This window comes from Halomonas sp. HNIBRBA4712 (genome assembly GCF_043558675.1).
Lineage (GTDB): Bacteria > Pseudomonadota > Gammaproteobacteria > Pseudomonadales > Halomonadaceae > Vreelandella.
This window is the reverse complement of the sequence record NZ_JBIFXR010000006.1, coordinates 128,788-142,173: the sequence shown is the minus strand read 5'-3', so window position 1 is coordinate 142,173 and position 13,386 is coordinate 128,788. Positions and strand designations below refer to the sequence as shown.

Here is a 13,386-nt window from a genome sequence, read left to right as displayed (position 1 = left end):
GAATGCTAAAATCAAGCGCTTCGGCGCTTGATTTTTTTTGTCCGGCGAGCGGCCGAGTTCATATCGAACGAAGATCATGTCGAACGATGGAGGGGACCATGAGCCAGGTAACGGCGATCATTGGGCTGGGCAATCCCGGCCCCGAATACGACGCGACGCGCCACAACGCAGGCTTCTGGCTGGTGGACGCACTGGCGCGGCGCGCCCACACCGAGCTGCGCCCGGAAAAGAAGTTTCTTGGCCTCTACGCCAAAGCGCGCTTGGGTGATCACGAGCTGCACCTTCTGAATCCCACCACCTTCATGAATCGAAGCGGCGCCGCCGTGGCCGCACTTTGCCAGTTCTATAAACTCGCCCCGGACAACCTGCTCGTGGTGCACGACGAGCTCGACCTGCCCCCCGGCCAGGCGCGCTATAAAACCGGCGGCGGCCACGGCGGCCACAACGGCCTGCGCGATATCATCAGCGCACTCGGCAACCAGAACGCCTTTCATCGCCTGCGTATCGGCATCGGCCATCCCGGCGAGGCGCGCCAAGTGGTTCACTACGTGCTGAACCGCCCGGGCAAGGCCGAGCAGGAGGCGATCGAGCGCGCACTCGATGCCTGCGAAACGACGCTTCCCCTGGCGCTTGCCGGCGACTGGGCGAAAGCCATGAACCAGCTACATAGCGTAAAATAGCCAGACGTTTTCACTTCAAGGCGGCTTTAGCAAAGCCCCCGGTCAGGACACTCTTATGGGTTTTAACTGCGGTATCGTTGGCCTACCCAACGTAGGCAAATCCACGCTCTTCAACGCGCTCACCAAGTCCGGCATCGATGCGGAGAACTTCCCCTTCTGCACCATCGAGCCCAACGTCGGCATCGTGCCGATGCCCGACCCGCGCCTGGACAAGCTCGCCGAGATCGTCAAACCCCAGAAGGTGCTGCCCACTACCATGGAGTTCGTCGACATCGCCGGCCTGGTGGCCGGCGCCTCCAAGGGCGAGGGGCTGGGCAACAAGTTTCTGGCCAACATCCGCGAAACCCAGGCGATCGCCCACGTGGTGCGCTGCTTCGATAACGACAACGTGATCCACGTCGCCAACCAGGTCGACCCGCGCGCGGATATCGAGACCATCAACCTGGAGCTTGCGCTGGCCGATCTCGACACCGTCGAGAAGGCGAGCCAGCGGCTGGTGCGCTCGGTGAAAGGTGGCGACAAGGACGCCACGGCGACCAAGGCCATTCTGGACAAGATCCAGCCGCACCTGGCCGAAGGCATGCCGCTTCGAAGCTTCGGGCTTTCCGACGACGAAAAGCAGCAGGTGAAAAGCTTCGGCTTTCTAACCCTGAAGCCGACCATGTACATCGCCAACGTCAACGAGGACGGCTTCGAGAACAACCCGTATCTCGATATCGTCAATCAGATCGCCGAGGAAGAAGGCGCGGTGGTGGTGCCGGTGTGCAACCAGCTCGAAGCCGAAATCGCCGAGCTCGACGACGAAGAGCGCAGCGTCTTTCTCGAAGAGATGGGCATGGAGGAGCCGGGACTCGATCGCGTGATTCGCGCCGGCTACGCTCTTCTGGGCCTGCAGACCTACTTCACCGCCGGCGTCAAGGAAGTGCGCGCCTGGACCGTGAAACAGGGCGCCACTGCCCCGGAAGGTGCCGGCGTCATCCATACCGACTTCCAGAAAGGCTTCATCCGCGCCGAGGTCATCGCCTATGACGACTTCGTGGCACTTGGCGGCGAGCAGGGCGCCAAGGATGCCGGCAAGTGGCGCCTGGAAGGCAAGGAGTACATCGTCAAGGATGGCGACGTGATTCACTTCCGCTTCAACGTCTAACGTTTTCGAGCGCAAGGGGAAAATCACTTGACGGGCGGCGGCGCGCTTTGTAATATTCGCCCCCGTTGAACGGCTACATAGCTCAGCTGGTTAGAGCACATCACTCATAATGATGGGGTCCCCTGTTCAAATCAGGGTGTAGCCACCAGCTTCAAAAAAACCCGCTAACCTCGGTTAGCGGGTTTTTTGTGCGCCGGTAGAAAGTACTCGCCTCAATAAAGCGTCGGACGGTTCAGAAACGCTACCAATGCCCGGGTCAGGTGCTCGACGTCACGGGTGCCGGCGGTTTCACGAATCGAGTGCATCGCCCACTGCGGTACGCCCACGTCGATGGTCGGCACGCCGATTTCGGTGGCCGTGATGGGGCCGATGGTGCTGCCGCAGCCCATATCGGCGCGGGTGACAAACGACTGCACCGGCACGTCCGCCTCACGGCACACGTCGCGAAACAGCGCCCCGGTCACGCTGTTGGTCGCGTAGCGCTGGCTGGCGTTGACCTTGATCACCGGGCCGCCGTTGATGGCCGGGCCGTGGCGCTCGTCGTGCTTGTCGCGAAAATTGGGGTGCAGCGCGTGGGCGTTGTCGCAAGAGATCATCAGCGACGACTGAATCAGCTGAATCAGCGCCTCCTCGCCGCCCTTCCCGACCTGAGCGTTGATGCGCCGGAGCACGTCGCCCAAAAACGGCCCCTGAGCGCCGCAGGCGCTGGCACTACCCACTTCCTCGTGATCGTTGGCGACCAGCAGCGCGCCCTGCTCGCCGTCGCATTCCAAAAGCGCCTCCAACCCGATGAAACAGGAGAGCAGGTTATCGAGCCGGGCGCTGGCCACCAGCTCGCGCCCTACCCCCACCAGCGACGGCGGCTGTAGATCGTAAAAGCCGAGCTCGAAATCGACGATCTCGATCTCTTTCAAGCCGTGCTCTTTGGCAAGCCAATCCTTCAACAGGGAGTCGAGCGTGGCGTCGCCGCTTTGCATCAGTACGGGGGCCATCTGGGTCTGCGGGTTGACCGCTCGGCCGGCGTTGACATCACGATCCAAATGGATCGCCAGGCTCGGGATCATGGCCACCGGGTCCGCCACGTTGAGCAGCACGCTTTCGAGCCGGCCGTTGGCGTGGCGAACGTGCACCCGCCCGGCCAGGCCCAGGTCTCGGTCGAACCAGGGCGCGAGCAGCACGCCGCCGTAGACCTGCACGCCAAGCTGTAGCCAGCCCGCCGAACGCTGGGTCGCCTCGGGCTTCAACCTCAACCCGGGGCTGTCGGTGTGCGCGCCGATCATGCGAAAGCTTTCAATACCGGTTGTATTGCCGGCGGGCAACTGAAAAGCGATGATCGAAGAGTCGTTACGGGTCACGACGTAGCGCTTGCCCGGCTCGAGCGCCCAGTCGGCTCGCTCGTCCAGGCGGATGAAGCCATTTTCCTCCAACCGGCGGGCCATCGAGCGGGTCGCGTGCCAGGGCGTGGGCGAGCTCGCCAGAAAATCGCATAGCCGCGCCAAACGCGGCGCGTCAAAAGAAGTGTCGAGCGCGGTCAAATCAATGCCCTCTATCAGAAAATCAGTGAGTATCACAGAGTAGATGACCTGCTACAATGTTCCTGGCCTGCGCAACTCATGGGCTGACTGAATGTCCAGAGGACACGAGTGACCATAAATTCCGGGAGAGCCTGACTGATGAGCTTGTTTGTAACGCTTACGCGCTCGGCCGCTGCTGCCGTGATGCTGGTAATCACCAGCCCGGCAATGGCGCAACTCGCGCCGACCGACGAGCAGCGCCAAGCGGCAGTCGAAATAGGAGACGCACTGCGCTACGGCCACTACGCCAACATCGACTTCGACGCCCAGTGGTCTCAGGAGGCCTTCCAGCGTTATCTGGATATTCTGGACAACCAGCGAAGCTATTTACTCAGACGCGACATCGAACCGTACCGCCACCTCGAAGGGGATATGGATCAGGTGCTGTTCGAAGGCGAGCTCGACGAGGTGTTCAAGCTCTACAACCTTCTAAGCGAGCGTCACACCGACCGCCTCGAGTGGCTTCTGAGCCGTCTCGACGAGGGCCTGTCGTTCGATTTCGAAAGCGACGAGCGTCTCGAAGTGGACCGCGAAGAGGCGCCCTGGGCTTCACGTGAAAGCGAGCTCGACGAGCTCTGGCGCAAGCGCCTGGAGAACGACGCCCTGACGCTTTCGCTGACCGACCAAGACGACGAGCAGATCGTGGAGAATCTGCGCCAGCGCTACGAAGGCCAGCTCACGCGCTTGGAGCAGACCGAGTCCGAGGACGTGTTCGGCATCGTCATGGCGGCGATTTCGAGCACCATCGACCCGCACACCGGCTACCTGTCACCGCGCCAGAGCGAATCCTTCGACATTCAGATGAGCCTGTCGCTGGAAGGCATCGGTGCACTACTGCAGGCCGAAGGCGAGTACGTCAAGGTGTCGAGCCTGGTGCCCGGCGGCCCGGCGGAGCGCGCCGGCGTACTCGAGCCCGCCGACCGCATCATTGCCGTGGGCCAGGAAGAGGGCGAAATGGTCAACGTGGTCGGCATGCGCCTGGACAACGTGGTCGACCTGATCCGCGGGCCGAAGGGCTCCACCGTGCGCCTGGACGTCGTGCCCGCTCAGGCCGTCGACATGACCCGCTCGCACATCGTCGAGATCACCCGCGATACCGTCAGCCTCGAGGATCAGGCCGCCCATAGCGAAGTCATCGAGGTCGAGCGCGACGGCGAGCCGCACAAGATCGGCGTGATCGACGTGCCCACCTTCTACGTCGACTTCGACGCCTGGCAGGCCGGCGAAGAGGAGTACCGCAGCACTACCCGTGACGTCTCCCGTGAAATCGAGTCGCTCAAGGAGCAGGAGGTAGAGGGCATCGTGCTCGATCTGCGCAACAACGGCGGCGGCGCACTGCAGGAAGCCAACTCGTTGATCGGGCTTTTCATCGACCGCGGCCCCACCGTGCAGGTGCGCGACGCTCAGGGCCGTATCCAGCTCTACGGCGACACCGACGCTGGCACGCTCTACGACGGCCCGCTCACCGTGCTCACCAACCGCCTTTCGGCATCGGCCTCGGAAATTTTCGCCGGTGCGATCCAGGACTACGGTCGCGGGCTGGTGGTCGGCGCCAACACCTTTGGCAAGGGCACGGTACAGACGCTCAACGACCTGAGCCACGGCCAGATCAAGCTGACCCGCGCCAAGTTCTACCGCATCTCCGGCGAGAGTACGCAAAACCGCGGCGTGGAGCCGGATATCGCCTTCCCGAGCCTGATCGACCCGGAGCGTATCGGCGAAAGCAGTCTCGATAACGCCCTGGCCTGGGATACGGTGCAAAACGTTCAGTACCGCCGCTACGGCAACCCGGAAGACTTCATCCCGGCGCTGGCCACCCGCCACGAGCAGCGTGCGGCCGATAACCCGAACTTCCGCTACCTGGAGCGCCAGTCGACGCTGGCCCGCCAGCTTCGCGAGCAGCACACCACCGTGAGCCTGAACCGCGAGCAGCGCCAGCGCGAGCTGGAAGCTCAGGAAGCCGAGCAGCTCTCGCTCGAAAACCAGCGCCGTCGCGCCCTTGGCCTGCCGGAGCTAGACGAATGGCTCGACGCACGGCTGGATAACGCCAGCGGCGAACCCGTCGAAGAAGCCGATGAAGACGACGAGGAGATGCCGGTGGACCGCGCCCACGTGCTCGAAGCCGCCGAGATCATGCTCGACTACACCCATATGAAAAACGCTCAGCGCATGGCACAGCGCTAAGCCGCCATCGCAAGCACTCTTACGCCGCGCTCTATTCGGGCGCGGTTTTTAAATGCGCGAACGATAAGGTGAATCGTGAATCGTGAATCGTGAATCGTGAATCGTGAATCGTGAATCGTGAATCGTGAGCGAGGATACCGGCTTTTGGCGGACGTGCGAAACTGGGCGCGACTGTGGCCTGAGCACATACCGGGTATTTGAATACGATTACATGGAGTGAACAAAAAGAGAGGGTAAAACCGGAAGGCCGTCATATAGCGACGTAATTGGCTCCCCGAACAGGACTCGAACCTGTGACCCAATGATTAACAGTCATTTGCTCTACCAACTGAGCTATCGGGGAACATCTTTAAATCGGTGCTTAGCGGCGGTTGGCTCCTCGAACAGGACTCGAACCTGTGACCCAATGATTAACAGTCATTTGCTCTACCAACTGAGCTATCGAGGAACTGTCTATGCTACCGCTATTGCTAAGGCGTTTGAGGCGAGCCAGATGTTGGCTCCTCGAGCAGGACTCGAACCTGCGACCCAATGATTAACAGTCATTTGCTCTACCAACTGAGCTATCGAGGAACTGCTCAAACACGGTGCGTAGTATACTCATGAAAACGCTCGGGTCAAGTCTCGATTACCGCCAGCGCTAGCCGCTGGTTTGTTGTATCCGTATAATGGCCCTACTTTACGGCATCGAGCGAACGCCAATTGGCACCCATTGTCCGGCGCGCGCTAACCGACCGATATTTCATTCATTTTCGTCCCAGACGACTCATAGACGACAGGTACCGATGGCGAAGAAGCTCTTCATCAAAACGCACGGCTGCCAGATGAACGAATACGACTCTTCTCGTATGGCGGATCTGCTCGGCGAGTCCCATCAGATGGAGCTCACCGACGACGAGAAAGAAGCCGATGTAATCCTGCTGAACACCTGCTCCATTCGCGAGAAAGCCCAGGAGAAGGTGTTCCATCAGCTGGGCCGCTGGAAAAAGCTCAAGGACGCCAACCCGGATCTGGTGATCGGGGTTGGCGGCTGCGTGGCAAGCCAGGAAGGCGAGGCGCTGAGAAAGCGCGCGCCCCACGTCGACATGGTGTTCGGCCCGCAAACCCTGCACCGCATTCCGGCGATGATGGATGCGCGCAGTGGTGCGGCCGCCTCTGGCGGCAACATGATCGCCGCGGTAGACGTCACCTTCCCGGAGATCGAGAAGTTCGACCACCTGCCCAAGCCCTCCTCCGACGGTGCCACGGCATTTGTTTCGATCATGGAAGGCTGCTCGAAGTACTGCACCTTCTGCGTGGTGCCCTACACCCGCGGTGAGGAGGTCTCGCGGCCTTTTGAAGCGGTGATGGACGAAGTCATTCACCTGGCCGATCAGGGCGTGCGCGAAATCAACCTATTGGGCCAGAACGTCAACGCCTACCGTGGCGACAACCAGCTTGGCGAGGAGATCGATCTTGCCGAGCTGATCGCCTGCGTGGCGGCGGTGGAAGGCATCGACCGGGTGCGCTTCACCACCTCCCACCCGGTGGAGTTCACCGAGAGCCTGGTCGAGGCCTATGCCGAGATTCCGGAGCTGGTCAGCCACCTGCACCTGCCGGTGCAGTCCGGATCCAACGCGATTCTTTCGGCGATGAAGCGCGGCCACACCCGCGAAGAGTATATCGCCAAGATGGAGCGCATCCGCGCCAACCGTCCGGACATCAGCTTCTCCTCGGACTTCATCATTGGCTTTCCCGGCGAAACCGAGCAGGACTTCGAGGATACGATGGATCTGATCCATCGCATCGGCTTCGACCACTCCTTCAGCTTCGTCTACTCGGCGCGCCCGGGCACGCCGGCGTCTGGTCTCGAGGATGACACGCCGGAGTCTACCAAGAAGCAGCGCCTGAAGATTCTGCAGGATCGTATTCTGCAGCAGGCCGCCGGAATCAGCCGGCGCATGGTGGGTTCCACCCAGCGCATTCTGGTCACCGGCTTCTCGCCGAAGGACCCGGGTCAGCTCTCCGGGCGTACCGAAAACAACCGCGTGGTCAACTTCCGCGCCGCCAACCCCACCGAGCTGATCGGCTACTTCGTCGATGTCGAGATCACCGAAGCGCTGCCCAATTCGCTGCGCGGCGAACTCGCCTCTCCCGAGCGCTATTGAGCCCGATTTAGCCCAGGTAATTGCCCAGGCCCCGCCTGGGCATTAAGCTCTGAGTTACACACATCAACGAACGGGTCCACCACTTTTGAGCCAGCCATCCTCTCAGGCCAACCGTATCATCACCTTGAGTCTTGAACCCAACGATCCGCAGCGGCTGGCGAGCCTTTGCGGTCAGCGCGACGAGCACCTGAAACTGATCGAAGACCGGCTGGACGTCACGCTTCGAAACCGCGGCAATATCTTCCAGCTGGCCGGGGCGGCCAACCGGATCAAGGCCGCCTCGAACGTGCTGGAGCACCTCTACCGCGAAGCCGCAGCCAGCGAACTCACGCCGGATACCGTGCACCTGTTCTTGCAGGAGTCGGGGCTTGAAGCGCTCGACGAGGACGAAGAGGGTGAAGAAGGCGAAGTGATCATGCGCACCCCGCGCACCATGATCAAACCGCGCGGCCTGAATCAGCAGCGCTACGTCACCAGCATCCGCGAGCACGACATCAACTTCGGTATCGGGCCGGCGGGTACCGGCAAGACCTACCTTGCCGTGGCCGCGGCGGTCGAGGCGCTCAACCAGCAGGAAGTACGTCGTATCCTGCTCGTGCGCCCGGCCGTCGAAGCCGGCGAAAAGCTCGGCTTTCTGCCCGGTGATCTGGCCCAGAAGATCGACCCTTACCTGCGCCCGCTGTATGACGCGCTGTACGAGATGATCGGCTTCGAGCAGGTCGCCAAGCTGATCGAGCGTCAGGTGATCGAGATTGCGCCTTTGGCCTACATGCGCGGGCGCACGCTCAACAACGCCTACATCATTCTCGACGAGAGCCAGAACACCACGCCGGAGCAGATGAAAATGTTCCTGACCCGGATCGGTTTCGGCTCTACCGCGGTGATCACCGGCGACGTGACCCAAGTCGACCTGCCCAAGGGCCAGCGCTCGGGGCTCATCCAGGTGCTGGACGTACTGAAGGACACCCCTGGCATCGGCGTGACCCACTTCGCCGCCAAGGACGTGGTGCGCCACCCGCTGGTTCAGCGCATCATCGAAGCCTATGACGCCTTCGAGTCCCAGCAGGAAGCCGAGGAGCGCGCCGAGCGCAAAGCGCGAAAGCAGGAGCGCGAAGCGCGCCTGGCCGCCCGCGACAGCGCCCCACGCTGGGACGGCGAACGATGACCGATATCGTCATCGACCGCCAAGTGGCGGTCAGCGCCGATGATCTTCCCACGCTTTCACAGCTCACCCACTGGGTGGGCTGTGTGTTTTCCGAGCACCCGGAGGATTCACGCCACGAGCTGACCATTCGCTTCGTCGAAGAGAGTGAGAGCCAGGCGCTCAACCGCGACTACCGCGGCAAGGACAAGCCGACCAACGTGCTGTCGTTTCCCTTCGAGGCGCCGCCGGGCATCGAGCTTCCACTTTTAGGGGATCTGGTCATCTGCCACGCAGTGGTCGACGCCGAGGCCCGCGAGCAGCAAAAATCGCTCAGTGATCACTACGCGCACATGGTGATCCACGGCACGCTGCATTTGATGGGGTATGATCACATCGACGATGACGAGGCCGAACAGATGGAGGCGTTGGAGCGCACTTTGCTGGCACGTCTTGATATCGCCGACCCGTATCGCGTATAGCGCGTTTCACTACCGACACCGTTTCACCCTTCGCCCGTAACCAAGAGATTTGACGCAATGAGCGACGATTCATCGAGCACGAATCAGAAATCCTGGCTCGAGAAACTCTTCGGCGCCCTCACCGGCGACTCCGATGAGCCCAGCTCCCGCGACGAGCTGCTCACTTTTCTGCGCCACACCGCCGGAAAGCTCAAGCTCGACCAGGACGCCATCATGATCATCGAAGGCGCGCTCGAAATCAGCGACCAGCAGGTTCGCGAAATCCTCATTCCCCGCTCCCAGGTCTCGGCGATCACTATTGATCAAACCAGCGATGGCTACCTGCCCCTGATTCAGGAAACCGGGCACTCGCGCTACCCGGTCATCGGTGAAAACCTCGACGACGTCAAGGGCATCCTGCTGGTCAAGGATCTTTTGCCGCTGCTTTCCCAGCCTCAGGAGCGCCGCGACGCCTTCGTGCTCGAGGACGTGCTGCGCCCGGCGATGTTCATTCCCGAATCCAAGCGGCTCAACAGCCTGCTCAAGGAGTTTCGCGATACCCACAACCACATGGCGATCGTGGTCGACGAGTACGGCGGCACCGCGGGCATCGTCACCATCGAGGATATCCTCGAGCAGATCGTCGGCGACATCGAGGACGAGCACGATACCGATGAAGAGGATGCCATCCGCCGCCTCGACAATGGTCACTACGCCATTCGCGCGCTCACTCCGATCGAGGACTTCAACGAGCGCTTCGACACCGATTTCTCCGACGACGAGTTCGACACCGTGGGCGGGCTGGTCATGCAGCAGTTCGGCCACCTGCCCGGGCGCGGCGAGTACACCAGCTTCGGCGGCTGGCGCTTCACCGTGCTGAACGCCGACAACCGGCGCATCCGTCTGCTCGAAGCCCATCCGGACGACAGCGATAGCGCCGGCACGGCGAACATCGACTAGCCCCGGCCTCTTTCGCTCACAGGATTTCACTATGGGATGGATGTCCCCTTTCGCGCTTCAACTGCTCGCCGCGCTCGTCGCCGGTGGCTTCACTACGTTGACGGCATCGCCCTTCGGCCTCTGGTGGCTCGGGCCGGTCGCCGTGGGCCTGCTGTTTGCCGGCTTGAACCAGCTCACGCCGCGCCAGGCCGCGCTCAAGGGCTGGGCGTATGGCGTGGCGCTATTTGCGACCGGCGCCTCCTGGGTGTACGTTTCGATTCACGACTACGGCTACACCGGCGTGCCGCTGGCGGTGTTTCTCACCGCGCTGTTCGTGGTGGCGCTGGCGCTTTTCTACGCGCTGCCGTTCTGGCTGTTTCGCCGCTTTCTGGGCCACCGCCTGACGTTTTTAAGCTTTGCCGGCCTCTGGGTGCTCGGCGAGGTACTGCGTACTTACCTCTTCACCGGCTTTCCCTGGCTTCTGCTGGGGTCGGGCTTCGTCGACTCGCCTCTGGCTCGCTTTGCGCCGCTGGGTGGGGTGTACCTTCTATCACTGCTGGTCGCGCTTAGCGGCACGCTCGGCGTGTGTGTGCTGCGCCGGCGCTTCTGGGCGGCGCTACCGCTGGCGGCGATCTGGCTGGTGCCGCTGGCCCTGCCGAATCAGTGGACCACGCCCGCCGCCGACCCGACCCGCGTGGCGCTTTTGCAGGGCAATCTTTCCCAGCTGATCAAGTGGACGCCAGAGGGCCAGCGCGCCGCCGCCAACATCTACAGCGAGCTGACCCGCCAGGTGCCGGACGACGTCGATCTGATCATCTGGCCGGAAACCGCGGTGCCGATGTTCGAGTACCAGGCGCGGCCGGTGCTCGAGCGCATCCAGACCACGCTGTCACCGGAGACGGCGCTTCTGACCGGGATCGTCCAGCTCGACGAGCAGAACCGCTACTTCAACAGCGTGATTGGCGTAGGCGACGTTAGCGGCAGCTACCAGAAGGAGCACCTGGTGCCCTTTGGCGAGTACCTGCCGCTGGAGAGCGTGCTGCGCGGGGCGATCGACTTTTTCGATCTGCCCATGTCGAGCTTTACCAAGGGCGACACGGTTCAGGCGCCAATGCAGGCGAGCGGGCTACGCATCGGTAACGCCATCTGTTACGAAATCATTTATCCACAGCTGGTCGCCAGCCGCGCGGTAGAGAGCGATGTGATCGTCACGGTGTCCAATGACACCTGGTTCGGCGCCTCGATCGGCCCGCACCAGCACCTGCAAATGGCGCGCCTGCGGGCGCTGGAAAACGGCCGCTATGTGCTGCGCGCCACGAGCAATGGCATCACTGCCATCATCGACGCCCAGGGCCGCGTACTCGAGCGCGCCCCGCAGTTCGAGGCAGCAACGTTACTCGGCGAGTTTCATGCCATGCAGGGCCAGACGCCCTTCACCCGACTGGGCAGCTGGCCGGCCTGGCTGCTGGCGGCGCTTTTCAGCGTGGCCGGCGTGATCAGAAAACGCTCATCCGGCAAGACGCTCTTGTAGCGCCGGGGTGCGGCATTGTGGACCAGTCGGAGCGCTTGACGCTCCCTGGGCCGCTGGCATAATGAAGCCATGACGACATCTCGCCCTTTCCTACTGCTGGTCGCCGCCCCGCTCGCCTTTACGGCGGTGGTTGGGGCGGCCATTTTCGGTCACCAGGCGCTGTCCGCCAACCAGATGGATAGCGACATTCAACAGGCGATTGCCGCCGAGCTCGGCACGTCTTCCAGCGTGGAGCTTTCCCAGCTCCAGGAAGTTCAGTACGGCTACGGCGTGTGCGGGCTTTATCAGACCGCCGACTCCGACAAGGGCCTCGCCTCGTTTTTCTACGACACCACCAACCGCCGGCTGGTGCTGGACGTCAACTCCCGCGCGTATACGTCCAACTGTGGATTGTCGTCGGTCTGCTGATGCATTGGCGCTTGCCGCTTTGCAAATGAAAAACGAAAAAAGCGCCTTTTTTGAGGCGCTTTTTTTGTCGGACGCAAGGCGCCTCAGCTTTCGTCGATCACGCTACGCAGATCGGCGAGCACGTCCTGGTCCGAGTGGGGGTCGCGTACCAGAAAGCGCGGCTCGCCCTCTTCGTTGAAGGCAAACACGGCGCTGGAATGATTGACGATGTAGTCACCGCGCTCGTTGGGCTCTTCGAAGCTGTAGGCGATGCGGTAGCGGTTGGTCAGCGCGTCGATCTCTTCCCTGTCGCCGGTCAGGCCGGTGAACTCGGGCCCGAAGGCGTCGGTGTAGCGCTTGAGTACCTCCGGCGTGTCGCGGTTCGGGTCCACCGAGATCAGCAGCATCTGAACGTCGTCGCGCTCGGCCTCGGAAAGCTCGTTGAAGATCGAGGCAAAGCGCGCCAGCGTCAGCGGGCAAACGTCCGGACACTGGGTGTAACCGAAGTAGACCAGCGTAGTCTTGCCCCGGTAATCCTCGGCCTGGGCGGGTTCACCGTCGTCGTTGGTCAGCGAAAACGCCAGCGGCGGCATGATCTCTTCGATATCGGTGGTGCGAAACTCTTCGCCGCTGCACCCGGCCAACAGGGCCACGGCCAGCAGCGGCCAAACGACTTTTTGCATACTCGGTATTCTCACAGCCATCTGAGCGCGTTAGAGCGAAGTGGGCGACACCACCTCGAAGGTCACCGGAAGCGTCTCGCCATCGAACTCGAGCGTCACCTCGACATCATCGCCAACGTCCAGCGCCTCGACGCGCTCCATGAACATCAGGTGGTGGCCGCGCGGGGCGAAGCTGAACGTCTCGCCGGGCGCGATATCGACGCTCTCGACGCCGTGCATGTGCGCCATGCCGTCCTGCTCCATGCTTTCATGCATCTCGACGCTTTCGAAGGCATCGGTGTCGGCGCCGGTCAGTGTGATCGTCGCGTCACCGGCGTTCTCGATTTCGAAGTAACCGGCGCCGGGGGTGTCGCCGGGCAGCAGGCTCAGGCGCGCGTTGGAAACATTGATATCGCTTGCCTGGGCGCTGGCAGCCCCCAGCAGCATGGCGGCACCAAGGAGGGTCGGCATGACGTGACGACGGGCATTGGACAGTGCATTCAGCATGGCGTGACTCCGAAAAGCATGTGACT

12 protein-coding genes and 4 tRNA genes are annotated in these 13,386 nt (G+C 62.1%); 10 read left to right on the top strand and 6 right to left on the bottom strand.

The genetic code is table 11. The features are described from left to right. Positions 1–98: 98 nt before the first annotated feature. From pth to ACGK9R_RS12895, 3 genes are all read left to right on the top strand, one after another. Positions 99–680, top strand: coding sequence for an aminoacyl-tRNA hydrolase (pth, locus tag ACGK9R_RS12905; RefSeq protein ID WP_394581852.1), 582 nt, complete (start codon positions 99–101; stop codon positions 678–680). Between the two features lie 55 nt (positions 681–735). Further along, positions 736–1,827 carry a redox-regulated ATPase YchF gene (ychF, locus tag ACGK9R_RS12900; protein ID WP_394581850.1) on the top strand — a complete coding sequence of 364 codons (1,092 nt, stop codon included), beginning with the start codon at positions 736–738 and terminating at the stop codon, positions 1,825–1,827. A gap of 71 nt (positions 1,828–1,898) precedes the next feature. Further along, positions 1,899–1,975, top strand: a tRNA-Met gene (locus ACGK9R_RS12895). 64 nt (positions 1,976–2,039) lie between these two features. Here ACGK9R_RS12895 and ACGK9R_RS12890 read toward each other — a convergent pair. Further along, positions 2,040–3,362: a M18 family aminopeptidase gene (locus ACGK9R_RS12890; RefSeq protein WP_394582036.1), complete on the bottom strand. Its 1,323-nt coding sequence runs from the start codon at positions 3,360–3,362 to the stop codon at positions 2,040–2,042. Positions 3,363–3,500: 138 nt separating this feature from the next. Between ACGK9R_RS12890 and ACGK9R_RS12885 the strand changes: the two genes are divergently transcribed. Then, on the top strand, positions 3,501–5,585 hold the full coding sequence (locus tag ACGK9R_RS12885; RefSeq protein ID WP_394581848.1) for a carboxy terminal-processing peptidase: 2,085 nt from the start codon (positions 3,501–3,503) through the stop codon (positions 5,583–5,585). 267 nt (positions 5,586–5,852) lie between these two features. On the opposite strand, the gene ACGK9R_RS12880 is transcribed toward ACGK9R_RS12885, so the two are convergent. The 3 genes from ACGK9R_RS12880 to ACGK9R_RS12870 form a co-directional block, all read right to left on the bottom strand. Then, positions 5,853–5,928: transfer RNA gene (locus tag ACGK9R_RS12880), tRNA-Asn, on the bottom strand. A gap of 29 nt (positions 5,929–5,957) precedes the next feature. After that, positions 5,958–6,033 (bottom strand) — tRNA-Asn (locus ACGK9R_RS12875). Positions 6,034–6,082: 49 nt separating this feature from the next. Continuing rightward, positions 6,083–6,158, bottom strand: a tRNA-Asn gene (locus ACGK9R_RS12870). A 212-nt stretch (positions 6,159–6,370) separates the two neighbouring features. Here ACGK9R_RS12870 and miaB point away from each other — a divergent pair. From miaB to ACGK9R_RS12840, 6 genes are all read left to right on the top strand, one after another. After that, complete coding sequence (gene miaB, locus ACGK9R_RS12865) at positions 6,371–7,732, top strand: tRNA (N6-isopentenyl adenosine(37)-C2)-methylthiotransferase MiaB (protein WP_394581846.1); 1,362 nt, start codon at positions 6,371–6,373, stop codon at positions 7,730–7,732. 85 nt (positions 7,733–7,817) lie between these two features. Continuing rightward, positions 7,818–8,897 (top strand): PhoH family protein, encoded by a 1,080-nt coding sequence (locus ACGK9R_RS12860; protein WP_394581844.1) that lies wholly within the window; start codon positions 7,818–7,820, stop codon positions 8,895–8,897. After that, on the top strand, positions 8,894–9,355 hold the full coding sequence (gene ybeY, locus ACGK9R_RS12855) for an rRNA maturation RNase YbeY (RefSeq protein WP_394581842.1): 462 nt from the start codon (positions 8,894–8,896) through the stop codon (positions 9,353–9,355). Before ACGK9R_RS12860 ends, ybeY begins: the two co-directional genes overlap by 4 nt. A 57-nt stretch (positions 9,356–9,412) precedes the next feature. Next, the gene (locus ACGK9R_RS12850) at positions 9,413–10,294 is read left to right on the top strand and encodes an HlyC/CorC family transporter (protein ID WP_394581839.1); all 882 of its coding nucleotides are present in this window, start codon (positions 9,413–9,415) and stop codon (positions 10,292–10,294) included. 31 nt (positions 10,295–10,325) lie between these two features. After that, on the top strand, positions 10,326–11,804 hold the full coding sequence (gene lnt, locus ACGK9R_RS12845; protein ID WP_394581837.1) for an apolipoprotein N-acyltransferase: 1,479 nt from the start codon (positions 10,326–10,328) through the stop codon (positions 11,802–11,804). 69 nt (positions 11,805–11,873) lie between these two features. After that, a complete protein-coding gene (locus tag ACGK9R_RS12840) occupies positions 11,874–12,212 on the top strand; it encodes a hypothetical protein (protein WP_394581835.1) in 339 nt (112 codons plus the stop codon). An 83-nt stretch (positions 12,213–12,295) separates the two neighbouring features. Here ACGK9R_RS12840 and ACGK9R_RS12835 read toward each other — a convergent pair whose 3' ends face one another. After that, positions 12,296–12,874, bottom strand: coding sequence for an SCO family protein (locus ACGK9R_RS12835; RefSeq protein ID WP_394581833.1), 579 nt, complete (start codon positions 12,872–12,874; stop codon positions 12,296–12,298). 30 nt (positions 12,875–12,904) lie between these two features. Next, entirely contained in the window at positions 12,905–13,360 is a 456-nt protein-coding gene (locus ACGK9R_RS12830) for a copper chaperone PCu(A)C (RefSeq protein ID WP_394581831.1), read from the bottom strand. Positions 13,361–13,386 lie beyond the last annotated feature (26 nt).

Coding starts and splice junctions, on each gene's coding strand:
- pth (WP_394581852.1), top strand. CDS start 99: ATGAGCCAGGTAACGGCGATCATTGGGCTGGGCAATCCCGGCCCCGAA.
- ychF (WP_394581850.1), top strand. CDS start 736: ATGGGTTTTAACTGCGGTATCGTTGGCCTACCCAACGTAGGCAAATCC.
- ACGK9R_RS12885 (WP_394581848.1), top strand. CDS start 3,501: ATGAGCTTGTTTGTAACGCTTACGCGCTCGGCCGCTGCTGCCGTGATG.
- miaB (WP_394581846.1), top strand. CDS start 6,371: ATGGCGAAGAAGCTCTTCATCAAAACGCACGGCTGCCAGATGAACGAA.
- ybeY (WP_394581842.1), top strand. CDS start 8,894: ATGACCGATATCGTCATCGACCGCCAAGTGGCGGTCAGCGCCGATGAT.
- ACGK9R_RS12850 (WP_394581839.1), top strand. CDS start 9,413: ATGAGCGACGATTCATCGAGCACGAATCAGAAATCCTGGCTCGAGAAA.
- lnt (WP_394581837.1), top strand. CDS start 10,326: ATGGGATGGATGTCCCCTTTCGCGCTTCAACTGCTCGCCGCGCTCGTC.
- ACGK9R_RS12840 (WP_394581835.1), top strand. CDS start 11,874: ATGACGACATCTCGCCCTTTCCTACTGCTGGTCGCCGCCCCGCTCGCC.
- ACGK9R_RS12835 (WP_394581833.1), bottom strand. CDS start 12,874: ATGCAAAAAGTCGTTTGGCCGCTGCTGGCCGTGGCCCTGTTGGCCGGG.
- ACGK9R_RS12830 (WP_394581831.1), bottom strand. CDS start 13,360: ATGCTGAATGCACTGTCCAATGCCCGTCGTCACGTCATGCCGACCCTC.